Annotated in this window: 19 protein-coding genes and 1 tRNA gene; 12 read left to right on the top strand and 8 right to left on the bottom strand. The window is 70.6% G+C overall.

The window, feature by feature from the left end:
- Positions 1–400: 400 nt before the first annotated feature.
- From BJ964_RS08060 to BJ964_RS08040, 5 genes are all read left to right on the top strand, one after another.
- Complete coding sequence (locus BJ964_RS08060) at positions 401–1,114, top strand: HalD/BesD family halogenase (protein WP_188120095.1); 714 nt, start codon at positions 401–403, stop codon at positions 1,112–1,114.
- The gene (locus BJ964_RS08055) at positions 1,107–2,321 is read left to right on the top strand and encodes an argininosuccinate synthase (RefSeq protein ID WP_188120094.1); all 1,215 of its coding nucleotides are present in this window, start codon (positions 1,107–1,109) and stop codon (positions 2,319–2,321) included. Before BJ964_RS08060 ends, BJ964_RS08055 begins: the two co-directional genes overlap by 8 nt.
- A 15-nt stretch (positions 2,322–2,336) precedes the next feature.
- Entirely contained in the window at positions 2,337–3,257 is a 921-nt protein-coding gene (locus BJ964_RS08050) for a methionyl-tRNA formyltransferase (protein WP_188120093.1), read from the top strand.
- A 122-nt stretch (positions 3,258–3,379) separates the two neighbouring features.
- On the top strand, positions 3,380–4,717 hold the full coding sequence (locus BJ964_RS08045) for an APC family permease (RefSeq protein WP_188120092.1): 1,338 nt from the start codon (positions 3,380–3,382) through the stop codon (positions 4,715–4,717).
- A gap of 26 nt (positions 4,718–4,743) precedes the next feature.
- Positions 4,744–5,136 (top strand): RidA family protein, encoded by a 393-nt coding sequence (locus tag BJ964_RS08040; RefSeq protein WP_188120091.1) that lies wholly within the window; start codon positions 4,744–4,746, stop codon positions 5,134–5,136.
- 49 nt (positions 5,137–5,185) lie between these two features.
- Here the strand turns inward: BJ964_RS08040 and BJ964_RS08035 are convergent.
- Positions 5,186–5,262 (bottom strand) — tRNA-Thr (locus BJ964_RS08035).
- Positions 5,263–5,400: 138 nt separating this feature from the next.
- On the opposite strand from BJ964_RS08035, the gene BJ964_RS08030 reads away from it, so the two are divergent.
- Positions 5,401–6,489 (top strand): ABC transporter ATP-binding protein, encoded by a 1,089-nt coding sequence (locus BJ964_RS08030; protein ID WP_188120090.1) that lies wholly within the window; start codon positions 5,401–5,403, stop codon positions 6,487–6,489.
- Between the two features lie 52 nt (positions 6,490–6,541).
- Here BJ964_RS08030 and BJ964_RS08025 read toward each other — a convergent pair whose 3' ends face one another.
- Entirely contained in the window at positions 6,542–8,062 is a 1,521-nt protein-coding gene (locus BJ964_RS08025) for an outer membrane protein assembly factor BamB family protein (RefSeq protein ID WP_188120089.1), read from the bottom strand.
- A gap of 102 nt (positions 8,063–8,164) precedes the next feature.
- On the opposite strand from BJ964_RS08025, the gene BJ964_RS08020 reads away from it, so the two are divergent.
- Entirely contained in the window at positions 8,165–8,584 is a 420-nt protein-coding gene (locus BJ964_RS08020; RefSeq protein WP_188120088.1) for a GNAT family N-acetyltransferase, read from the top strand.
- A 58-nt stretch (positions 8,585–8,642) separates the two neighbouring features.
- On the opposite strand, the gene BJ964_RS08015 is transcribed toward BJ964_RS08020, so the two are convergent.
- Positions 8,643–9,530, bottom strand: a complete 888-nt coding sequence (locus BJ964_RS08015; protein WP_188120087.1) for a hypothetical protein — start codon at positions 9,528–9,530, stop codon at positions 8,643–8,645.
- 123 nt (positions 9,531–9,653) lie between these two features.
- Between BJ964_RS08015 and BJ964_RS08010 the strand changes: the two genes are divergently transcribed.
- Complete coding sequence (locus BJ964_RS08010) at positions 9,654–11,417, top strand: NAD-binding protein (protein ID WP_229807078.1); 1,764 nt, start codon at positions 9,654–9,656, stop codon at positions 11,415–11,417.
- Here the strand turns inward: BJ964_RS08010 and BJ964_RS08005 are convergent.
- Positions 11,397–12,617: a DUF4032 domain-containing protein gene (locus tag BJ964_RS08005; RefSeq protein WP_188120086.1), complete on the bottom strand. Its 1,221-nt coding sequence runs from the start codon at positions 12,615–12,617 to the stop codon at positions 11,397–11,399. The genes BJ964_RS08010 and BJ964_RS08005 overlap by 21 nt on opposite strands.
- A 348-nt stretch (positions 12,618–12,965) precedes the next feature.
- On the opposite strand from BJ964_RS08005, the gene BJ964_RS08000 reads away from it, so the two are divergent.
- Both BJ964_RS08000 and BJ964_RS07995 read left to right on the top strand, forming a co-directional pair.
- Positions 12,966–14,030, top strand: coding sequence for a trypsin-like serine peptidase (locus BJ964_RS08000; RefSeq protein WP_229807079.1), 1,065 nt, complete (start codon positions 12,966–12,968; stop codon positions 14,028–14,030).
- 9 nt (positions 14,031–14,039) lie between these two features.
- Complete coding sequence (locus tag BJ964_RS07995) at positions 14,040–14,765, top strand: phosphatase PAP2 family protein (protein ID WP_188120084.1); 726 nt, start codon at positions 14,040–14,042, stop codon at positions 14,763–14,765.
- Here BJ964_RS07995 and nagA read toward each other — a convergent pair.
- The 3 genes from nagA to BJ964_RS07980 are packed head-to-tail and all read right to left on the bottom strand — an operon-like array spanning position 14,691 to position 17,634.
- On the bottom strand, positions 14,691–15,785 hold the full coding sequence (nagA, locus tag BJ964_RS07990; RefSeq protein ID WP_188120083.1) for an N-acetylglucosamine-6-phosphate deacetylase: 1,095 nt from the start codon (positions 15,783–15,785) through the stop codon (positions 14,691–14,693). The genes BJ964_RS07995 and nagA overlap by 75 nt on opposite strands.
- A complete protein-coding gene (locus BJ964_RS07985) occupies positions 15,782–16,714 on the bottom strand; it encodes an ROK family protein (protein WP_407650795.1) in 933 nt (310 codons plus the stop codon). Before BJ964_RS07985 ends, nagA begins: the two co-directional genes overlap by 4 nt.
- A complete protein-coding gene (locus BJ964_RS07980) occupies positions 16,711–17,634 on the bottom strand; it encodes an SIS domain-containing protein (RefSeq protein ID WP_188120082.1) in 924 nt (307 codons plus the stop codon). The genes BJ964_RS07985 and BJ964_RS07980 overlap by 4 nt, the downstream gene beginning before the upstream one ends.
- A gap of 190 nt (positions 17,635–17,824) precedes the next feature.
- Between BJ964_RS07980 and BJ964_RS07975 the strand changes: the two genes are divergently transcribed.
- Positions 17,825–18,610 carry a DeoR/GlpR family DNA-binding transcription regulator gene (locus tag BJ964_RS07975; RefSeq protein WP_188120081.1) on the top strand — a complete coding sequence of 262 codons (786 nt, stop codon included), beginning with the start codon at positions 17,825–17,827 and terminating at the stop codon, positions 18,608–18,610.
- Between the two features lie 120 nt (positions 18,611–18,730).
- Positions 18,731–19,012 (top strand): DUF3263 domain-containing protein, encoded by a 282-nt coding sequence (locus BJ964_RS07970; RefSeq protein ID WP_188120080.1) that lies wholly within the window; start codon positions 18,731–18,733, stop codon positions 19,010–19,012.
- Here BJ964_RS07970 and BJ964_RS07965 read toward each other — a convergent pair.
- Positions 19,009–21,246, bottom strand: coding sequence for an AAA family ATPase (locus tag BJ964_RS07965; RefSeq protein ID WP_188120079.1), 2,238 nt, complete (start codon positions 21,244–21,246; stop codon positions 19,009–19,011). The genes BJ964_RS07970 and BJ964_RS07965 overlap by 4 nt on opposite strands.
- Positions 21,247–21,264: the final 18 nt, after the last annotated feature.

Genomic DNA, 21,264 nt, shown 5'->3' with positions numbered 1-21,264 from the left:
TAGCTTTGACGATGCCCGGATGCGACCCCTCGAATGCCTTTGAATCTCCTGTGCGTGCAACTGTTAAATGGATCTTGCGACAGAGTTTACATTGGACATATGCGTTGACGGTCGGCCTCGGAGGCCTATAGGTTTCGTGGCGAGGGAAGCGCTTTCCATGGACTCTATGTCCGCTTTTGCGTGACATGGGGGACCGCAGATGACATCTTGGACGGCCCCGGCGATGCCGGGCTGCCGTGGTCACGCGAAGCCAAGAAACTGTTCACCGTTTGTTTCTGACGCCGCTGTTTCAGCGTCCATAGGTCCCAGTGGGCGCGGATTCAGTGGGATCAGTGCTGCCCGGAAAGGAAAGGCGAACATGTCCCTGCATGGAAAATCAACCGCCACAATTGACGCTCAGGTGGGGCGTCACCTGGAGAACGGCGTCGACAGCGAGCAGTACTGGCTGTCCCGGAAATCCTTCTACGAGACCGGCTTCGCGCTGATCTCCTACCTGCTGCCGGACGAGGTCAAGCGCCGGGTGGACGCGGAGATCAACGACCTCATCGCGCAGCAGTCGATCCGCCGTGACCTGACCCTTCCGCAGACCAGCAACAGCCCGCGGCGGATGCGCAACGTCACGGCCGAGGACATCCGCGCCCACGACGGCGTGGTCCGTGAGATGTACGAATCCCCCGCCCTGCGTGGTGCGCTCTCGGCGGTGGCGGGTGAGGCGGTGCTGGACTGCCCGTACCAGCCCGAGGAATACGTGATCACCCATCTGGAGCGCCCAGGCGACACCCACGGGTGGCACTGGGACGACTACAGCTTCGGCGTGATCTACGTGGTCGACGTCCCGCCCACGCACCTGGGCGGCTTCGTCCAGACCGTGCCGAACACGAGCTGGGACAAGGAGGACCCACAGGTCTTCCAGCATCTGATCGGCAATCCGATCCATTCGTACGCGCTCCGGCCCGGCGACATGTACCTGCTGCGCACCGACACCACGCTGCACCGGGTGCACCCGCTGGAGCCGGGCGGCCGCCGCACGATCGTGAACATGGCGTTCGCGGCCGAGCGTGACCTGAACAAGCAGATCAGCCACGAGACCATGGAGGACCTGTTCAGTGTCTGACAACAACGGCGTGCGCAAGGTCGTCCTCGCCTACTCCGGCGGGCTGGACACCTCGGTGATCCTGGCCTGGCTGCGGGAACGTCACCAGTGTGAGGTGGTGGCCTTCATCGCCGACCTGGGGCAGGGCGAGGAACTCGACCGGGCCCGGGACAAGGCGTACAAGATCGGCGCGAGCGAGGTCTACGTCGAGGACCTGCGCGAGGAGTTCGCCCGTGACTACGTCTTCCCGGTGCTGCGGGCCAACGCCGTGTACGAGGACGGGTATCTGCTGGGCTCGGCGATCGGCCGCCCACTGATCTCCGCCCGGCAGATCGAGATCGCCCGCAAGGTGGGCGCCGACGCGGTCGCGCACGGCGCCACCGGCAAGGGCAACGACCAGGTCCGGTTCGAGCTGGCCTACCAGGCGCTGCAACCCGACATCAAGATCATCACGCCGTGGCGGGAGTGGGACCTGCATTCCCGTAGTGAACTGCTCGCGTTCGCGGCCGACCACGGCATCCCGATCGACCGGACCGGTTCGGCGGAGCGGCCGTACTCGGTGGACGCCAACCTGGTGAACACCACGTACGAGGGTGAGCTGCTGGAGGATCCCGCGGTGCCGGCGCCGAACGGGGTCTTCTTCCGGGTCCGTGACCTCCGGGACGCGGTGGACGAGCCCGAGACGGTGCGGATCGGCTTCCGGGCCGGCGACCCGGTGTCGATCGACGGCGAGGAGCGGTCGCCGGCCGAGGTCTTCGCCCTTCTCAACGAACTCGCCAGCCGGCACGGCGTCGGGCGCGTCGACATGGTGGAGAACCGCATCCTCGGCATGAAGACCCGGGGCGTCTACGAATCGCCGGGCGCCACCGTGCTGCTCGCGGCGCACCAGGCGCTCGAGGCGATGGTCCTCGACGGTGAGGTGGCGCTGCTCAAGCGGGAGCTCATGCCGCGATACGCCAACCTTGTCTATCGTGGACTGTGGTTCGCTCCGGAACGGCACATGCTCCAGGCTGCTATCGACTACAGTCAAACCGATGTAACGGGTGAGGTCGAAGTGGCCCTTTACAAGGGCAACGTGACCGTTCAGCGGCGGGCGGCTGAACGTTCACGGTACAACCGCGGTCTGGTGACGTTTGAGCAGGCAACCTCGTACGACCTCAGCCACCCGGAGGGGTACATCCGCATGACCGGCCTGCGGTTCCGGACCGTGCCGGGCGGGTCGAAGTAGAGAGGAACAAGCACCGTGAGAGTGGTCTTCTTCGGCTACGGCGAACTCGGTGGGGTGGCCCTGACCGGGCTGCTGGCCGAGCACGAGGTACCCCTGGTCGTCACCCATCCGGTGGATTTCAGCGGACTCGGCGAGCCGGACGTGCTGGACCGGGTGCAGTGGCACGACCTGCCGGTGATGCTCTCCGCCTACGGGACCGAGGCCGATCTGCCGGACCGGATCCGTGCCGCCCGGCCGGACCTCATCGTGTCCACGAACTGGCGCACCCGTCTGCCCGCCGGGCTGTTGTCGCTGGCCCCGCTCGGCGCGCTGAACGTCCATGACGCCCTGCTCCCGAAGTACTCCGGGTTCGGCGCGATCAACTGGGCGATTCGCAACGGCGAGACGGAGACCGGCGTCACCGTGCACGTCATGGAGCCGGAGTTCGACACCGGCCCGGTCGTCGCCCGGACCGTGGTGCCGATCGGGCCGGAGATCACCGCTGGGGAGCTCTACCAGCAGGTCACGGCACAGTACGTGCCGACGCTCAGCACCGCGATCCGGGCGCGTGCCGAGGGCCGGACCGGCACGCCCCAGGACCCGGCGTTGCGGACGTTCTATCACCGGATCGGTCCGGCGGACGTGCGCATCGACTGGAACCAGCCGAGCCGGAAGGTCTACGACCTGGTGCGCGCGCAGTCCGACCCGTACCTCAACGCCTGGACGACGTACGAGGGCGAACAGGTGCGGATCAAGGTGGCCCGGCTGCCGGAGACGGCCCACGGCGGCACTCCCGGCCGGGTGATCCGGCGTACCGAGGGCGGCGTGGCAGTCGGCTGTGGACCGGTCGGGGAGGCCGGCTCCCACGGTCTGATCGTGGTGACCGTGCAGCCACCGGAGGGCGACGAGATCCCCGCCGCCGAGTACTTCAAGCGGATGGGGACGTACTTGAGCTGAGCCCTGGTGGATCAACCTGACCCGTGACAGCGATACGCCCGGCGCAGGCAGTGTGACCAGCCCCTTCGGGGGCGGGGACACGGCCTGCGCCGAGCGCATGAACGCACAGGAGACCGTTTCCCATGACCGCCTCGGAGACGAAGCAATCCTCGTTGACCCGGTCGCTGCGAGCGCCCGGCCTGATCGTGCACTATGTCACCTCGGTGATCGGCGTCGGTGTGCTGATCATCCCCGGACACGCGGCCGCAGCTGCCGGCCCTCTGTCGCTGCTCGCCTGGCTGATCCTCGTGATCTATTCCTATCCGTTCGCGCTGATCTTCGCCCGCCTGTCGATGCGGCACCCGACGAGCCGGGGCATCCCGGCGTTCATCGAGCACGCGTACGGTCGGCGCGCCTCCCAGGTGTCGTCGGTCTTCCTCGTCCTGACCCTGCTGGTGGCCAATCCGGTGCTGGGCCTGGCCGCGTTCCGTTACCTCTACACGATCTGGGATCCGGCGCCGAGCAACCTCATGGTCATCGGCTACGGGTTCCTGTTCGTCCTCGGCTCGATCCTCTTCAACCTGCTCGGCATCAAGGTCAGCACGAGGGTGCAGGCCGTGCTGCTGGGCTGCCTCATCGGCTTCCTGGTGCTGGTCATCGTGGTCTCCCTGCCGCACGCCGACACCGGCAACCTGACACCGTTCGCGCCGCACGGCTGGATGTCCGTCGGATCCGCCCTGATCATCTGCTTCTTCGGCTTCATCGGCTGGGAGAACGCCGCACCGGTCGCCGAGGAGGTGGTGGATCCGCAGCGGACCTTCCCGCGCGCGATCTTCCTGGCCGTCTTCCTCGTCGGCGTGCTCTATTTCATGATGGCGCTGACCGTCGTCCTGGTCGTGCCCTCGGAGGCGGCGAGCGGCGAGCAGATCACCGCGTTCAGCACCCTGCTCAAGATCGCCTCCGGGCGGAGCATCGCGATCGTCGGCAACATCGTGGCGGTGATCCTCCTCGTGCTCGCGACCAACGCCTGGGTACTCGGAACCTCCCGGGTCATCTACGCGACGGCGCGGGACGGCCTGTTGCCCAAGGTGCTGACGAAGGTTTCCGCGCGGCACAGCGTCCCGTGGGCCGCACTGCTCTTCCTGGTGCCGGGCTACGGGGTCTTCCTGGCGATCCTCGCGATCTCCGGCGAGGACGAGACGATGATCATCACGGCGTCGTCGGCCGCGTTCCTCGTGGTCTTCCTCGTGACGTTCCTGGCGGCCCGCAAGATCCTGGTGGGACGGGGGATCCGGGCGCTCAACATGATCGTCATCGTGGTCACCGCGGCGATCCTCCCGTTCTTCGGGGAGAGCCTGCTCTACGCCGGCGCCTTCTTCGTGATCGCTCTCGGGCTCATCCTGCTGCGTGAGCGACGCACTGGCGCAAATCGGCCGAACCGGGACGGTTCTCTGGTAGCAAAGGTAGGCGACGACGCCTGACCTTTTCACCGGGAGCGTAACCAGCCATGGCAACCACCTGCATGACACCGATCCTGACGGAGATCCCGAGCCCGGGATACGTACAAGCGGCCGAAGTGCCGTCCGGCAGCCGGCTGCTGTTCATCAGCGGCCAGATTCCCCAGCGGCCGGACGGCACGGTTCCGGAGGCCTTCGAGGAGCAGTGCGAGCAGGTGTGGCGTAACATCCTCGCCTCGCTCGAGGCGGCCGGCATGACCCACCGGAATCTGGTGAAGGTGACGACCTTCCTGAGCCGGCGGGATCTGCGGGACTCCAACTCCCGGATCCGGCAGCGTGTGCTCGACGGGCACCACCCGGCCGTCACCGTGATCATCACCGGCATCTACGACGAGCAATGGCTGCTGGAGATCGAGGCGGTGGCGGCCGCGGCCCAACGCTGAGCCACCCGGATGCGACGGGGCCATCGTTGTCGCGACAGCGGTGGCCCGGTGGAGCCCCCGGTCGGGATCGAACCGACGACCTCCCGTTTACAAGACGGGTGCTCTAGCCATCTGAGCTACAGGGGCGAACGGCCTCAGCATAACGTCCTGTGATGTGAACGCCATCTTGGCAGGTCGGAAGAAAACAAATACGGTGGCGCTCGCAGTTCCTTCTACTCGGATCGTCCGGCACGTTCCTGCCGGTGGAAAGGAAGTCGATTCACCATGGCTACCGTCACCTATGACAAGGCCTCCCGGATCTACCCGGGTACCGAGCGTCCCGCCGTCAACGAGCTGAACCTCGAGATCGGCGACGGAGAGTTCCTCGTCCTGGTCGGCCCCTCCGGTTGTGGCAAGTCCACCAGCCTGCGCATGCTCGCCGGCCTGGAGGACGTGGACCGCGGCCGCATCCTCATCAACGACAAGGACGTCACGCACCTCCCGCCGAAGTCCCGTGACATCGCGATGGTGTTCCAGAACTACGCTCTCTACCCGCACATGACGGTGTACGAGAACATGGCGTTCGCCCTGAAGCTGCGCAAGACCCCGAAGGCGGAGATCGACCGCGCCGTCAAGGAGGCCGCCGCGCTGCTCCAGCTCGAGGAGTACCTGTCGCGTAAGCCGAAGGCGCTCTCCGGTGGTCAGCGTCAGCGTGTTGCCATGGGCCGCGCCATCGTGCGCCAGCCGCAGGTGTTCCTCATGGACGAGCCGCTGTCGAACCTCGACGCCAAGCTCCGCGTCCAGACCCGTTCGCAGATCGCCACGCTGCAGGCCAAGCTCGGCGTCACCACCGTCTACGTCACCCACGACCAGGTCGAGGCCATGACCATGGGTCACCGGGTCGCGGTCATGCTGGACGGCGTGCTGCAGCAGGTGGACACCCCTCGGGCGCTCTACGACACCCCCGGCAACGTCTTCGTCGCCGGCTTCATGGGCTCCCCGGCCATGAACATCAAGACCGTGCCGCTGACCGAGGCGGGCGCCACCTTCGGCCCGCTGACCATCCCGCTGACCCGCGAGCAGGTCGCCGCGGCCCAGCAGGGTGGCGAGGGCAAGGTCACCATCGGCTTCCGTCCCGAGGCCGCCGACGTGGTCGGTGAGTCCGCCGGCGCGCTGCCGATCGTCGTCGACCTGGTCGAGGACCTCGGCTCGGACGCCAACGTCTACGGTCACGCCGACCTGGCCCACGGCTCGGAGCGGTTCGTCGTCCGGACCGAGCGCCGCAACATGCCGCACATGGGTGAGACGGTCTTCGTCCAGCCGCACACCAACGCGCTGCACGTCTTCAACGCCGGCTCGGGCCTCCGCATCTGACGCATTGATCCACGGAGAAGGGCGGTTCCCCTCGGGGAGCCGCCCTTTCTCGTCAGTCGGTGAACCGGTAGATCACGTAGTCCTTCTCGGCGGCGCAGGTGATCACCGAGGTGTTCCAGGAGCAGCTCGCCGACCGTACGTCCGCGAGCTGCCCCAACGGCACGGCGCTCTCGCCGAGCGGGATGCCCCAGACCGCCCGGTCGGTCACCGAGGTGGTCAGGCCGTCGGAGAAGCGCAGCATGTTGCCGGCGTCCAGGCGTACCGTGACGCCCTGCTCGGTCCGGCCCTTCCGGCCGGACGCGCCGATCAGGGTGGTGGTCTCGTCGCCGACCGCCAGCACGGCGTCGCCGACCGGGACCAGGTCCTCCACCTCCGGCACGTCCACCGGCTCCGGCCAGCCGTTCCTGCCGAGCGCGAAGACCCGGTCCTTCGTCCGGTCGTAGCTCTCCGTCTGGACGAAACAGAGCCGCTCACCGCACGGGGTCAGCTTGCTGAGCGAGGAGTTCGGCGGGGCGGTGTGCACGATGACCGGGTTCTCGGTGAGCCGGCCCAGGTCGTACGAGAGGATCCGCTGCGGCGCGGCGGAACCCCGCACGTAGAGCCGGCCGTTGTGCACCACGATCTCGTCGCTGGTCGACGCCACGCTGGGCAGCGGATCGCCGACGGCCTTCCCGGTGTTCAGGTCGCGGACCGTGGCCGTCTGGTCGCCGTCGATCTGGACGAACCGCTCGTCGTCGGTGAAGTCGGGGGAGAAGGACCGCCCAGCCGTGCCCGCCGGACCGGCGAGATCCTCGATCGTCGTGGACAGGTGGATCGCCGACGAGTCCGGGTCGGCCTGCGTCCACTTCTCGGCGCCGTCGGACAGCCCGATCCCGACGAGCCGTTTCGTCTCCCGGTCCGTCCACAGCACGGTCTTCGCACCGGGGCGGACCTCGTCGTACGAGCCGATCCGCTTGTCCCAGAGACGCTTGCCGTCCTCGGCGTTCAGCGCCACCACCCGGCTCGTGCTGGTCGCCGAGTCCGGACCCGAGTGGAGCAGCACCACGTCGGGCAGCGCGAGCATCGATTTCCACGTGGTGGCCTGACCGGCGCCGTCGCTCTCCCACAGCGTCGACCCGTCCGTCGTGTCGGCGGCCACCACCCGCAGCGTGCCGTTGTCGTCGGCGCTCGCGAGGTAGGCCCGGTCGCCGAGCACCTCGGTGTCGGCGAACGCCGAGGTGACCGGCACGCTGGGAGTTACCCGTCGGGGTTCCGCCAGCGGGACGAAGTCGATCGGGGACACACCCGGCCAGAGGATCACCGCGGCGGCGGTGACGGCGGTGGCCACGACGACCGTCGCGCCAGCGGCCCACAGCCAGGTGCGCCGCCGCTTCCACGGCGGTTCCTCCTCCGCGGTCGCCTCGACCGCGCCCGGGATGGTCCAGGTGCCACCGGGGTACGGGTGCGGCGTGTAACCGCCCGGCTGTCCACCGGCGGCGATTGCGGCGGCCTCGGCGGTCGCCCACGGGTCGACCGGATCGGAGTACTCGATCTCCGGAGCCGTCGGTCGATCCTCGTCCCCCGGACCCGCCATGTCCCCGCCCTTCTCGGCCACCCCCGTCGGCCCGTCATGCTACCGAGTCGACCATCGATGGCCATCCTGTCGAGCTTCCGGCCGGCTGGTTATCGTGGCGGCATGCGCATCGAACGGGTCACCGCCGAGGCCGAGGTCCACCGCGCGGCCGATCTCTTCGACGCGCCGCCGATCGAGGCCGCCACCCGCCGCTTCCTCGCCGACCCCACCCACCATCTACTGCTGGCCTACGATGACGCCGACCGGCCGGTCGGCATGATCACCGGGGTCGAGACCACCCACCCGGACAAGGGCACCGAGATGCTCGTCTACGAGCTGGGGGTGGCGCCGGTGGCCCGCCTCCAGGGGATCGGCGCGGCACTGGTCGACGCGCTCGCCGAACTGGCCCGCGGCCGGGGCTGCTACGGCATGTGGGTGGCCACCGAGAACGACAACAAGGCGGCCCTGGCCACCTACCGCCGGGCCGGTGCGCTCGAGGAGATGACGTTCACCCTGCTCAGCTGGGATCTCAACCAGGACTGAACGCGCGAGAGCGCGCGCCGCTGGACGTTGGCGGCGCGCGCTCTCGCTGGAGTGACGTCTAGTCGGTGCTGCGGTCGACGAAGCCGTCGACCGGCTCCTCGTGCAGGCGGGGGTCGTCGATGGCCGGGTCGCCCGGGATCGCCTTCGGACGGCTGGGCGCCTCGTTCGATCCGGCGTCCGGGGCCTCGGGGGCGGACTTCGGGTCGTCCGCCTTCGAGTCGCCGACCTTCTTGTCGGCCGGGTTGGGGTCGGTCAGCTCGCCGCCGAGGGGCATGCCGGCCACGTCGGCGGGGAGGTCGGTGATGTCGCGGTCGAGCATGCGCACCGGGTTCGCGCCGGCCAGGCCGCCGAGCAGTGCGTAGTCGCCCTTGTCGTGTTCCAGGCGCGGCGCGAACGGGCGCTCGTCGGGGGCGGGCCGGCGGACCCTGGTGTTCGCCGGCGGCGCGGCCGGCGACACCCCGGAGGGGCCGAGCCCGGTGATCGAGGGGAAGTTCTGGGACAGCAGCCCGGCGAGGCTCACCGGAACCGGGAGGCTCGAGGACGGGGAGGCGCCGTACCGGCGGGTCGCCGCCGGTACGGTGCCGCGGATGACGTCCGCGGCGGGCAGGAGCCGCCGGCCGCTCCTGGCGTTCCTGCGGCCGTCCGGGTGGTCCTCGAGGGAGGGCGCGTTGCGAGCCGTTCCGGGCTCCACCTGAAGCAGGGGCTGGCCGCTGAGCGGGTCGGCGGCGAACCGCCAGGCGTTGCCGGGTTCCAGCGCGTAGCCGAGGGCGTTGCGCAGTGAGGTCCGGGCGGCGCCGAGACCGGCCGCGGGATCCTGTCCGGTCGCCGGGGCCGCGGCGCCGGGACCGGCGTCGGCCGCGGGGGCGAGAGTGTCGTCGGCCCACGCGGGGGTCGCACCGAGCAGGATTCCACCGGCGAGGGCGCCGGCACACCACAACTTGCGCACTGATCTTCTCCTGGCCACATCGGACGATGGGTTCGGTCGATACCCACCAAGTCGGACATAAGGTGTCGGATGGGGCAACGACCGGCCCCACGGGCAGGTTCCGGCTGACTACGATTCGTGAACGTGAGTGCCGTACCGCCGACAAAGATCCACAAGCGTCCGGAGTCCGATGAGGACACGCGCCCCCACCTGGTGCTGTGCGGCGCGGACGCGCTGGTCTTCACCCTGGCCGAGGAACTCGCCAACTCCCGGCACCGGATCCGGATCACGGTGGTCACTCCGCACCGGATCCGGGCCGACGTCCCCGACCTCGCCACGCTCGCCGACCGCGGGGTGGAGTGGCGCAAGGCCGACCGGCTGGACGAGCGGACCTTCCGCGAGGCCGGGCTCACCGGCGCCACCGGGCTCGCCCTGGTCATGCCGGACGACATGATCAACCTGCACGCCGCGCTGTGCGCCCGCGAGGTCGAGGAGGAGCTGCGGGTCGTGGTGCGGATGTTCAACCGGGAGCTGGGGCACAGCGTGCTCCGGCTCTTCCCGGACTGCGCGGTGCTGTCCGACGCCGAGATGGCCGCGCCGGCCTTCGTGGCGTCGGCACTGGGCGAGGTGGCTCCGACACATTTCCGGCACTCCGGCCGTACCCTCTATGTCGCTCACCGGGAGGACGTCGCGGAGCGACAGGTGATCCTCACCCTGACCACCGCCGGCGACCGGGGTGAGGTGAGCGTCCTGCCGGAGGACCCGCCGCCCGGTTCGGCGCGGCCGGGAGACCTGGTGCTGGCCGAGGCGCTCGGGCGCCCGGCCGGGGAGGACGTGACCCGCCGCCTGCTCACCCGGGCCGGCCGGCGCCGACGCCCGCTGCGTGCCGTCGGCCGGGTCCTGCGCGCCGCGCTCAGCCGCAAGCTCGGCATCGCGGTCCTGATCACGCTGGCCACCACGGTGGTGGCCGGTCTGGTTCTGGCCAGGTTCGACAAGGGCGGGCACGGGCTGTGGGAGTCGGTCTACGTGACCCTGCTGACCGCGGTCGGATCATCCGATGTGGAGGTGGAGCGCAATCCGGTGGCGCAGGCCGCGCAGCTCGTGCTGACCATCGCCGGGCTCGCGCTGATCCCGCTGATCACCGCGGCCGTGGTCGACGGCATGGTCAACGCCCGGCTCGCGCTGGCCCAGGGCCGGGTGGCCGGGCAGCTGCGGGACCACATCGTCCTGGTCGGGCTCGGCAACGTCGGCACGCAGGTGCTGCGCCAGCTCATCGACCTGGGGGTCCGGGTGGTGGCGATCGACCGCACCGCCGACGCCCGGGGCGCGAAGAGCGCGCAGCGGCGCGGGGTGCCGGTGATCGTGGGTGACGCGTCCGCCGAGGCCACGCTGCGGGCCGCCTCGATCGACACGTGCCGGGCGCTGGTCGTGCTCTCCACCGACGACGTGGTGAACCTCCAGGCCGCGTTGCAGTCCCGGTCGGCCCGGCCGGACCTGCGGGTGGTGCTGCGGCTCTTCGACGACGACTTCGCGCAGCGGGTCGAGTCGGCCTTCCAGATCAACACGTCCCGCAGCGTCTCCCGGCTGTGCGCCCCGGTCTTCGCGGCCGCGCTGCTGGAACGCGACGTGCACGCCACCATCCCGGTCGACCGGCACGCCGTGATGGTCGCGACGGTGACCGTGTCGGCCGGGTCCCTTCTGGACGGCGCGCCGCTGGACCACGCCGACCACCCCGGTGAGGCGCGGGTGATCGGCATGTCGGCGGCCGGCCAGAGCTGGGTCGACTGGGTGCCGGACCGGCGCCGGGTGCTGGCCGAGGGCGACGAGATCCTGGTGGTGGCCCGCCGGGGCGGGCTGCGCGCGCTCGTCGAGCTGGCCAGCCCGCCGCTACAGGGTGCCGCTCAGTGACTCCGCCTCGACACCCAGCACGGCCTGCTCGTCCGGCTTGTTGACCAGCACGTCGGTCAGGTAGCCCTGCACCGCCGGGCCCATGCCGACGTCCCGCCCGGCCTTCTCGGAGAGCAGCCACTTGTGCTGGATGATCTGCGAGAAGATCTCCTGCGGCTCCAGCTTGCGGCGCAGGTGGGCGGGGACCGCGCGGACCACCGGCTCGAACACCTCGGTGAGCCAGCGGTGCGCGGCCTGCTGCTCGTCGGTGAGGTGGCTCTCCGCCCGGTACGCGTCCAGGTCGTTGAGCAGCTGACGGGCCTGGTTCTCCTCGGCGTCCAGGCCGGTCAGGCGCATCAGCCGCCGGGTGTGGTAGCCGGCGTCGACGACCTTGGGGCGGACCAGGTAGCCGCCGTCGTCGGACGTGGACATGGACACCTCGGCGACGTCGAAGCCCATCTCGTTGAGCCGCCGGATGCGCCGCTCGATGTGGTGCCGGGAGTCCTTCGACACCTCCTGCTCGTACGTCACCTCGTGCCACAACCGCTCGTAGCGCGCCACGATGTCGTCGACCACCTTCTCCGGGTCGATCGACTCGTGCAGCAGCTCGGCGGCCTCCAGGTCGAGGCACTCCCCGAAGATGTTGAGCCGGAGGATCTCGATGTCCTCGCTGCGCTGCCCCTCGGACAGTTTCGGGTACAGATTGCCGGTCTCGGCGTCCACCAGATAGGCGGCGAAGGCGCCCGCGTCCCGCCGGAACAGCGTGTTCGACAGCGAGCAGTCACCCCAGGAGAAGCCGGTCAGGTGCATCCGCACCACGAGGGCGGCCAGCGCGTCGAGCAGACGGTTCATGGTGTCCGGCCGCAGCACCCGGGAGAACAGCGCACGGTACGGCAGGGAGAACTGGAGGTGCCGGGTGACCAGTACGGTCTCCAGCGGCTCGCCCTCCTTGGTCTGCCGGTCGGTGGCGATGGCGACCGCCTGCACGGCCGGGAAGTCGATCCGCTCCAGGGCGCGGAGCAGGTCGTACTCCTTCTCGGCGATCCGCTCGCGGGTCTCCTTCATGGCGTAGACCACGCCGTTCAGCTTCACGAACCGGACGATGTGCCGCGAGATGCCCTGTGGCAGCGCGACCAGATGATCGGCCGGCCAGTCCTCGAGCGGAATGTGCCACGGCAGATCCAGCAACGCGGGGTCGATGAGGGCGGAGGTGATGCGCACGATCACAAGTGTGCCGGGTCGCGCGGCGCGTCGTGCTTGCACGTGGCTCGTTACACAGGTGCGAAACCGCCGACGACGTACGGGAGTGGCATGCGACGTAGGACTGGAATCGTCATCGGGACGTGCACCGCGCTGGCCCTGATCGGCACGGCCGGGTCGGTCGTGTCGGCGGGCGCCGGCGAGCGGCCCACGGAGGTGGGGCTCACCGCGGCCCGGCCGTCCACGGTCGAACGCACCCCGGCAGAGGTGGGGAGGCGGGCTGTCCCACACGTTACACCGACAACCGCGACCCCTGGCGCTAAACCGGACATTTCGTCCTCGGCTTCGGCTCCGGCCAGGGCCCGCCGCGTGGAATCGGGCACCACCCGGTCCGCCGGCCGTCAGCGGATCGGCGAGCTGCTCCGGGTGGACCGCCTGCTCGGCAACCTGGGCGGCCCGAAGCGGGAGGAGTTCGCCTATCCCGGCGCCTCCTACGTCAAGGTGCACTTCGACCGCCTGACCATGCTGCCCGGCGACTACGTGACCGTGTCGAACCCGGAGCGCACCGAGTCCTACCGGTACGACGAGAGCGACCCGGACGGCCGCTGGGCCATGTCGATCACCGGGGACACCGCGGTCGTCGAGGTGCACCGGGAGATCAACCCGCTCGGGCTCCGTGACATCACCGGTGACCTCGGGATCGGCATCGACCGGGTGGCCCGCGGCAATTCCCGCCCGGCGCCCGCGCGGCCGGGCCGGGAGGAGTCGGTCTGCGGCGCCGACACCTCCAGCGACGCGGTCTGCTACGAGTCCAAGGACCCGGTGGCCTACACCAAGTCGAAGGCCACCGCCCGGCTGCTGATCAACGGCACCGAGCTGTGCACCGGCTGGCGGGTCGGCCCCAAGAACCGCATGATCACCAACAACCACTGCCTCACCACGTCCGGCGAGGCGTACGACACCGAGGTCTGGTTCAACTACCAGTGCGCCAAGTGCGGCGGCTACGACGTGTTCAAGCCGACCAAGGTGTGGGGCGATCAGGTGCTCGCCACCGACAAGACGTACGACTACACGCTCTTCACGGTCGACGGCTTCGAGTCGATCGAGAAGTTCGGCTACCTCACCCTGGACACCGTCCGGCCCGCCAAGGGCCAGGAGCTGTACGTGCCACAGCATCCGTCCGGTGAGCCGGCCAAGATCGCCGGCAACAAGGGCGAGGCGGCCGGCAACTGCGAGGTCGACAATCCGGACTACACCGGGTACGCGGCACATTCGGACGTCTCGTACTTCTGCGACACGGCGGGCGGCTCGTCCGGCAGCCCGGTCATCTCCCGCGCCACCAACCGGGTGGTGGCGCTGCACCACTTCGGCGGCTGCCCGAACTCCGGCGTGCGGGGCGATGTGCTGGCCGGGAGGTTGCGCACGTACCTCTAGTTTGTAGAGGTGAGCGAGAAGATCGGTAAGACCTGGTGGCCCGACGCGGCGGCGCTGGTGGCGTTCGCCGCGCTGACCCTGGCGCTGGTCCGCGGTCACCTGCTGGACCTGGACCAGTGGGTGGCCGACTGGGCGTTCGCCCACCAGCCCGCGCCGGTGTACTGGACCGCACGGGTGTTCAACTACCTGGGCCAGGGCGGTCAGGTGCTGATGCCGGTCACGCTGATCCTGACCGGGGTGCTGTTCTGGCGTACCCGATCGGTCCGTGCCCTGTTGCCCTTCATGGTCACCTTCGCGCTGACCTACTGCACCATCGGCCCGATGAAGGTCTACTTCGACCGGGCCGCGCCGAAGTTCCCGTTGGAGAACCGGACGGTCATGTTCAATCCGGACGCGTCCGGGACGCTCTCGATGAGCTACCCGTCCGGGCACGTCGTCAACACGCTTGTCTGGTTCGCGGTGATCGGCCTGCTTCTGGCCATGCTGCTGCGGCGGGACCTGTCCCGGCGGGAGTGGCTGCTGCTGCGGGTGGCGCCGGTCGTGATCGTCTTCGTGACCACGGTCTACACCGGGTTCCACTGGCTCACCGACTCGATCGCGGCGCTCTTCCTGGGCTTCGTCCTGGTCCGCGTGCTGGGCCGGATCCCGTGGGGACTCCGGTCAGATCCAGGCGCCGGAGCGCATCACCCGGCGCAGGGTCAGGTCGGCGGAGAGGACCACCAGGTCGGCGCGTAGGCCCGGGACCAGGGCGCCCAGCGTCCCGGACAGGCCGAGCAGCCGGGCCGGGGTGGTGGCGGCCATCGCGGCGGCGTCCACCAGCGGCAGGCCGGCGGCCACCGCGTTGCGCAGCGCCACGTCCATGGTCAGGGTGCTACCGGCGATCGAGCCGTTGTGGGCCAGCCGGGCCACCCGGTCGGCGACCAGGACCTCCTGGCCGCCCAGCTCGTACCGGCCGTCCGGCATGCCGGTGGCGTCCATCGCGTCGGTGACCAGCACGGCCCGTTCGGGTCCGGCGCTGCGGGCCGCGAACGCCAGCATCCCCGGGTGCAGGTGAATGTTGTCGGCGATCAGCTCGCACGCCGTGGTCGAGGAGAGCAGGCCGACCACCGGGCCCGGCTCGCGGTGGTGCGGCGGCCGCATCCCGTTGAACAGGTGGGTGGCGACGGTCGCTCCGGCGGCCACTCCGGCGTGCGTCTGGTCGTACGTGGCGTCGGTGTGCCCGATCGCCGCGAGGACGCCGGACGACCGCAGCAGGCCGATCGCCTCGCACGCGCCGGGCAGTTCCGGGGCGACGGTCATCATGCGGACCGCGCCGTCACCCACCTCGACCAGCTCGGCGATCTCGGACAGCGACGGATCCCGCAGGAACGCCGGGTTCTGCGCCCCGCAGCGGGCGTGCGACAGGTACGGCCCCTCGAAGTGGATCCCGGCGAGCACCCCCTCGGCGACCAGCGGCCGGTAGTCGACGGTGGCCGACCGCATCAGCTCGAACGGCGAGCTGACCAGGCTGGCCAGGACCGTGGTGGTGCCGTGGCCCAGGTGGAAGGCGGCCGCCTTGCGGGCCGCCCCCGCGTCACCGGTGGTGAACGTGTGCCCACCGCCGCCGTGACAGTGCAGGTCCACGAAGCCGGGCACGATCACGTCGTCGCCCACCGCGTCGTCCGGGACGATCGCCGCGATCGCCTCGCCGTCCAGGTCGAGATGGCCGGGAACGACCGCGCCGGGGGTGACGATCCGGCCGGAGATGCGGGTCACGGTGTCTCTTTCAGTGAGTCGAGGGCCAGCAGCGCCGAACCCAGGCAGCCGGCGGCGTCGCCGAGCTCGGCGCGGACGATCTCGGGGGAGCGGTGGAAGGTGACCCGCTGGGCGACCGCGGCACGGACCGGGCCGAGCAGCTCGTCACCGGCCTCGGCCAGCCCGCCGCCGAGGACCACGACACCGACGTCGTAGAGCGCCTGAGCGGTGATCAGGCCGTCCGCCAGAGCCTCCACGGCGTCCTGCCAGACCCGGCGGGCCAGCTCCTCGCCACGGGCCGCGCGGGTGGCGACGTCGAAGGCGGTGGCGGTGGGTTCGCCGGACAGTTCCGCGTACCGTCGCCCGACGGCCTTGGCCGACGCCTCCGCCTCCAGGCAGCCGCGCAGCCCGCAGCCGCAGGGTGTGCCGCCCGGCCGGACCACGACGTGCCCCAGCTCGCCGGCCGCGCCGTGCGCCCCCGGGTAGCCGGCGCCGTCGACCACCAGGCCGGCGGCGATGCCGGTGCCGATCGCCACGAACAGCACGTGCCGCCGCCCGCGCCCGGCGCCGAGGCGCGCCTCGGCGAGAGCGCCCACCCGCACGTCGTGGCCGAGCGCGGCGGGCATCCCCAGCCGTTGCACGGCCAGATCCCTCAGCGGTACGTCGCGGAAGCCCACATTCGCCGACCAGACCGCGACGCCGTTGTGCTCGTCGACCACGCCGGGCACCGCGATGCCGGTCGCGACCGGGGTGAGCCCGTCGGCGCGGGCCTTCCCGGCCAGCGATTCGGCCACGCCCAGGATCGTCTCGGTGACCGCCTCCGGGCCGCGCTCGGCCCGGGTCGGGTGCCGCTCCTCGTGGTGAACCGTGCCGTCCGGCCGGACCAGGGCGCATTTCATCCCGGTGCCGCCGACGTCCAGAGCGACGACGGCGCTGTCGCTCACGTTCACGCGAGGACTACGGAACGGGTGAGGTGAGGAGGGTTGTCCGGGTCGAGGCCCTGGGTGGTGGCCAGCGCCAGGGCCACCCGCTGGGCCAGGATCAGGTCGGCCATCGGGTCCAGCGGGGCCCGGCCGCCGACCCAGCGGCCGATCGAGCCGTACCCGCCGTGGTGGCGGCTGTGCACGAAGGCGGCGCCGGTGGCCTCGACCTCACCGGCGAGGCCCTCCGGCACGTCACCGAACGCCCACACCACCCGGCGCGGCCCGGCGATCGCGATGGGCCCGTGCCGGTAGTCCATGGCCGGGTACGACTCGGTCCAGAAGCCGGCGGTCTCCCGGCATTTGAGGGCGGCCTCCTCGGCCAGCCCGACGGTCCAGCCCCGGCCCAGGAAGGTGATCTGGTCGAAGAGGGCCGGGTGCACCGGGAGCGGGAGGCGGATCGCCACCTCGGCGTCCGAGGCGGCCGTCTCGATGTCGTGGCCCAGGTGCGCCCGCAGGACGGCCAGCACACTGGTGGCGAAGCGGGTCTGCACCACCGACTTCTCGTCGGCGAAGTCGAGGACCACGGTCTCGTTCGCGATCTCCGCGGCCGGCTGCGCGGCGTCGGCGGTGAAGACGGTCACCGGGGCGCGCTCACCGACGGTGCGCATCACGTCGAGGGTCTCGGTCGTGGTGCCGGAGCGGGTGATCGCCACGAGGCGGTCGTAGTGGCGGCCGTACGGGAAATCGGACGCCTGGAACGCGTCGGTCTCACCGTGGCCGGCCTGTTCCCGGAGCACCGCGTACGACTTGGCCATGAACCACGAGGTCCCGCACCCGACGACGGCGACCCGCTCGTCCCGGCGGGGCAGCCCCGGCGCCGCGGCTAGTTTCGCCGCCTGCCGCCAGCACTCCGGTTGTGTGGCGATTTCCGCTTTGACATGGCTCATGTCTGTTCCTCACCGGTTGATGCTGCGCATTAGCGCTCGGTTCCCGGGACTTTCGCGCGTTATTGTGCTCACGAGGCCGTCGTCGGGGCAAGCGTCAAAGGTCCTTCGCGCAACGAATGGCTTTGCTTCCAGGGCTTTCGCGCACTAATGTGCACACACTTATCATGGAACGTGCATCGGAGAGTGGTGGGTGGACCGGTACGCGCGGTGGAATGCCCTGCTCGAATTACTCACGGAGAGCGGCCGGGTAACCGTCGAAGAGGCCTCTGAGCGTCTCGACGTCTCCCAGGCCACCATCCGGCGTGACTTCGACCAGCTCGCCCAGCAGCAGATGATCACCCGGACCCGGGGTGGCGCGGTCGCCAACGGCGTCTCCTACGACCTGCCGCTGCGCTACAAGAGCGCCAAGCACTCCGCCGAGAAACAGCGTATCGGCGAGGCCGCGGCCCGTCTCGTCACTCCCGGAACGGTGGTCGGCCTCAACGGCGGCACCACGATCACCGAGGTGGCCCGGGCGCTGGCGGTCCGGCCCGACCTCAACGCCGGCGGTGAGGGCTCCCAGCTCACCGTGGTCACCAATGCCCTGAACATCGCCAACGAGCTGCTGCTCCGCTCGCGCATGAAGATCGTCGTGGCCGGCGGTGTGGTCCGCCCGCAGTCCTTCGAGGTGGTCGGCCCCCTGGGTGGCGCCCTCCTGAGGGAGGTCACCCTGGACATCGTGCTGCTCGGCGTCGACGCCCTGGACGTCGAGCTCGGCGCCGCCTCCCACCACGAGGGGGAGGCGTCGATGAACAGCCTCATGGTGGCCCGGGCCAAGCGGGTCGTCGTGATCGCCGACTCGTCCAAGCTGGGTGGTCACGCCTTCGCCCGGATCTGCCCGATCGCCAAGGTCGAGACCCTGGTCACCGACTCCGGCGCCCCGCCGTCGGTGCTGGCCGCCTTCCGGGAGGCGGGCGTCGACGTCATCACCGCCTGAGCCGCCTATGGGTGTCAGTGGATCGGACGTTGCGTAGCCGTGTGGTCGCTTGAGGTAGCGTCTGCGGGGATCTCCGGTGCGACCTATGCTGAGGATCCCTCGTGAAATCCGTGGTCACCGATGTCGTCTGGGAGCGCCATGCAGCCCGCCGCCGAACCGACCGGGGAGCAGCCCGCTCTCACTGACCGGGAGCTGGAGATCCTCGCCTTCGAGGGCCGGTGGTGGAAGCACGCGGGCGCCAAGGAGCAGGCCATCCGGGACACCTTCGGCCTCTCCTCGACCCGCTACTACCAGATTCTCAACGGCCTGCTCGACAACCCGGCCGCTCTCGAGCAGGACCCGGTCCTGGTCGGACGGCTGCGCCGCCTCCGCTCGACCCGGGCCCGCGGCCGCCGCCGCTAGGGCTGGTGGCTCTCGGCGTAGTTGGCGAGCCAGGCCACCTGATCCGGGTCCAGTGAGGCCCGCACCCGGGCGCGGGCCGTGGCCACGTTACCGGCGGTGACCGTGGACGCCTCCAGGGAGTCGCGCATCGCGGCCAGCGCCGACTCCCGGATCAGCGCCGAACAGTCGGCCGCCGAGAAACCCTCCAGCTCCGCGCCCAGCTCGTCGAGGTCGACCGAGTCGTCCAGCGGCACCGCCTTGGACGAGGCCCGCAGGATCGCGGCTCGCGCCTCGGCGTCCGGCGGTGGGACGTAGACCAGGCGCTCCAGCCGGCCGGGCCGCAGCAGCGCCGGGTCGATCAGGTCGGGCCGGTTGGTGGCCCCGATCACCACGACGTTGCGCAGGTCCTCGACACCGTCCAGTTCGGTCAGCAGGGCCGCCACCACCCGGTCGGTGACCCCGCCGTCGCTGCCCTGACCGCGGGCCGGCGCCAGCGCGTCCACCTCGTCCAGGAAGACCAGGGTCGGCGCCGCCTCCCGGGCCCGGCGGAACAGCTCCCGCACCGCCCGTTCGCTGTCGCCCACCCACTTGCTGAGCAGCTCGGCGCCCTTCACCGACAGCACGTTCGCCTTCCCGGTCCCGGCGATCGCCTTGACCAGGTACGTCTTCCCGCACCCGGGCGGCCCGTAGAGCAGCACCCCGCGCGGCGGCGAGACACCGAGCCGGGCGAACGTGTCCGGGTAGGTCAGCGGCCACAGCACCGACTCGGTGAGCACCTGCTTCACCTCGACCATGTCCCCGACGTCGTCGAGGGTCACGGCCGCCACCTCCAGGGTGGACTCGGCCATCGAGGTGGGCCGGACCACGTCGAGCGCGGCCTCGAAGTCGGCCATCGACACGGTCGGCGACTCGGCGTCCTTCTGCCGCAGCGCGGCGCGGACCCCGGCCTCCCGGGCCAGCGCGCCCAGGTCGGCGGCCACGAAACCGGGGGTACGCCCGGCGACCTCGTCCAGCCGCACGTCCTCGGCCAGCGGCATCCCCCGGGTGAGGACGCCCAGCTGCTCCCGCCGCATGGCCGAGTCCGGCAGCGGCACGGTCAACTGGACGGCCAGCAGGTCCGGGGCGCGGAGGACGGGATCGACCGACTCGGGCTTGCTGGTGGTGCAGACCACCGCCGTCCCGGCCGCCACGGTCTCGGCCAGCACCTGCCGGAAGATCGTGGAGATCGGTCCCGGCTCCTCGCGCGGGGCCAGCGCCTCCACGTCGACGAACAGCAGCACGGCGGGGCCGTCCGTCCGCACCTCGGCGGCCAGCTCACGCAGCCGGGCCGCCGCCGCGCTGTTGGTGAGCGCGGCCAGCTCCGGCGCCCACACCGTGCGCACCTTCGCGCCCACCGCGCCGCCGACCGCCCGGACCAGCGTGGACTTGCCCGACCCGGCGGGTCCGGAGATCAGGACCCCGAGCGTCACCCGGGTGCCCAGCCGGGTCAGCACCTCCCGGTGGTGGAAGCCCAGGTCGAGCAGCTCCTCCAGCTCCTTGGCCTGGGCGCGGAGACCGGGCAGGTCGTCCAGGTTCGGCGGAGGCGCGTCCGGGACGGCCGGCGCGGGCGTCGCGGCGCTGATCCGCGCGACCGGACCGGCCGAAGCTGTGCCCGGGCCGTCCTGCCAGGTGACCACGGTCTTCATGGTGACCAGGGACGCGTCCGCACCGGCCACCGCCACCACCCGCAGCAGGGCACTGGTCCAGCCGTAACCGACCCGGTTGGCCAGGCTGCGCCGGGCGGCTTCGAGATGCGGACGGTTCCCGGCCTCCGGCACCACGTCCTGGGGCAGCAGCGAGACGTCGTCGCCGGCGCTGACCACCTTGCCGAGCAGGGCCAGGCGCAGCATCTCCGGGGAGACCGCGGCGACCACCTCCGGCGGCCCGGACAGGGTCACCCGGTCGGCGTGCACCACCGGGATCGGGGTGACGGTCACCTCGCCGCCGTCCCGCATCCGGAGGTTGCCCAGGATCAGATCGTCGGCGTACAGCAGGCCTCCGCCGGAAGCCGCCTCGGCCCTGGCGACGAGGCAGGCGGTGGTCCGCTTGCCGGTGAGGCGCACCGGATCACCGGTGCGCAGGTCCAGCCCTGCCATCACCTCCGGATGCAACCGCACCACTCCACGCCGCGCATCCAGCGCAGCGGGGCGCAGGGTCACCGTCAGCGTGAGATCATCAGCCACCGCGCGTGCCTCCGATGGATTGTCTGGGGCCATCTGGTTCGTCCACGCTAT

Source organism: Actinoplanes lobatus (assembly GCF_014205215.1).
Classification (GTDB): Bacteria; Actinomycetota; Actinomycetes; order Mycobacteriales; family Micromonosporaceae; genus Actinoplanes; species Actinoplanes lobatus.
This window is presented reverse-complemented; position numbering and strand designations above follow the sequence as displayed.

Bases quoted from the DNA above. Each gene is read 5' to 3' on its own strand.
- BJ964_RS08025 (WP_188120089.1), bottom strand. From the start codon at position 8,062: ATGGCGGGTCCGGGGGACGAGGATCGACCGACGGCTCCGGAGATCGAG.
- BJ964_RS07965 (WP_188120079.1), bottom strand. From the start codon at position 21,246: ATGGCCCCAGACAATCCATCGGAGGCACGCGCGGTGGCTGATGATCTC.
- BJ964_RS08030 (WP_188120090.1), top strand. From the start codon at position 5,401: ATGGCTACCGTCACCTATGACAAGGCCTCCCGGATCTACCCGGGTACC.
- BJ964_RS07980 (WP_188120082.1), bottom strand. From the start codon at position 17,634: ATGAGCCATGTCAAAGCGGAAATCGCCACACAACCGGAGTGCTGGCGG.
- BJ964_RS08020 (WP_188120088.1), top strand. From the start codon at position 8,165: ATGCGCATCGAACGGGTCACCGCCGAGGCCGAGGTCCACCGCGCGGCC.
- BJ964_RS08040 (WP_188120091.1), top strand. From the start codon at position 4,744: ATGGCAACCACCTGCATGACACCGATCCTGACGGAGATCCCGAGCCCG.
- BJ964_RS07970 (WP_188120080.1), top strand. From the start codon at position 18,731: ATGTCGTCTGGGAGCGCCATGCAGCCCGCCGCCGAACCGACCGGGGAG.
- BJ964_RS08045 (WP_188120092.1), top strand. From the start codon at position 3,380: ATGACCGCCTCGGAGACGAAGCAATCCTCGTTGACCCGGTCGCTGCGA.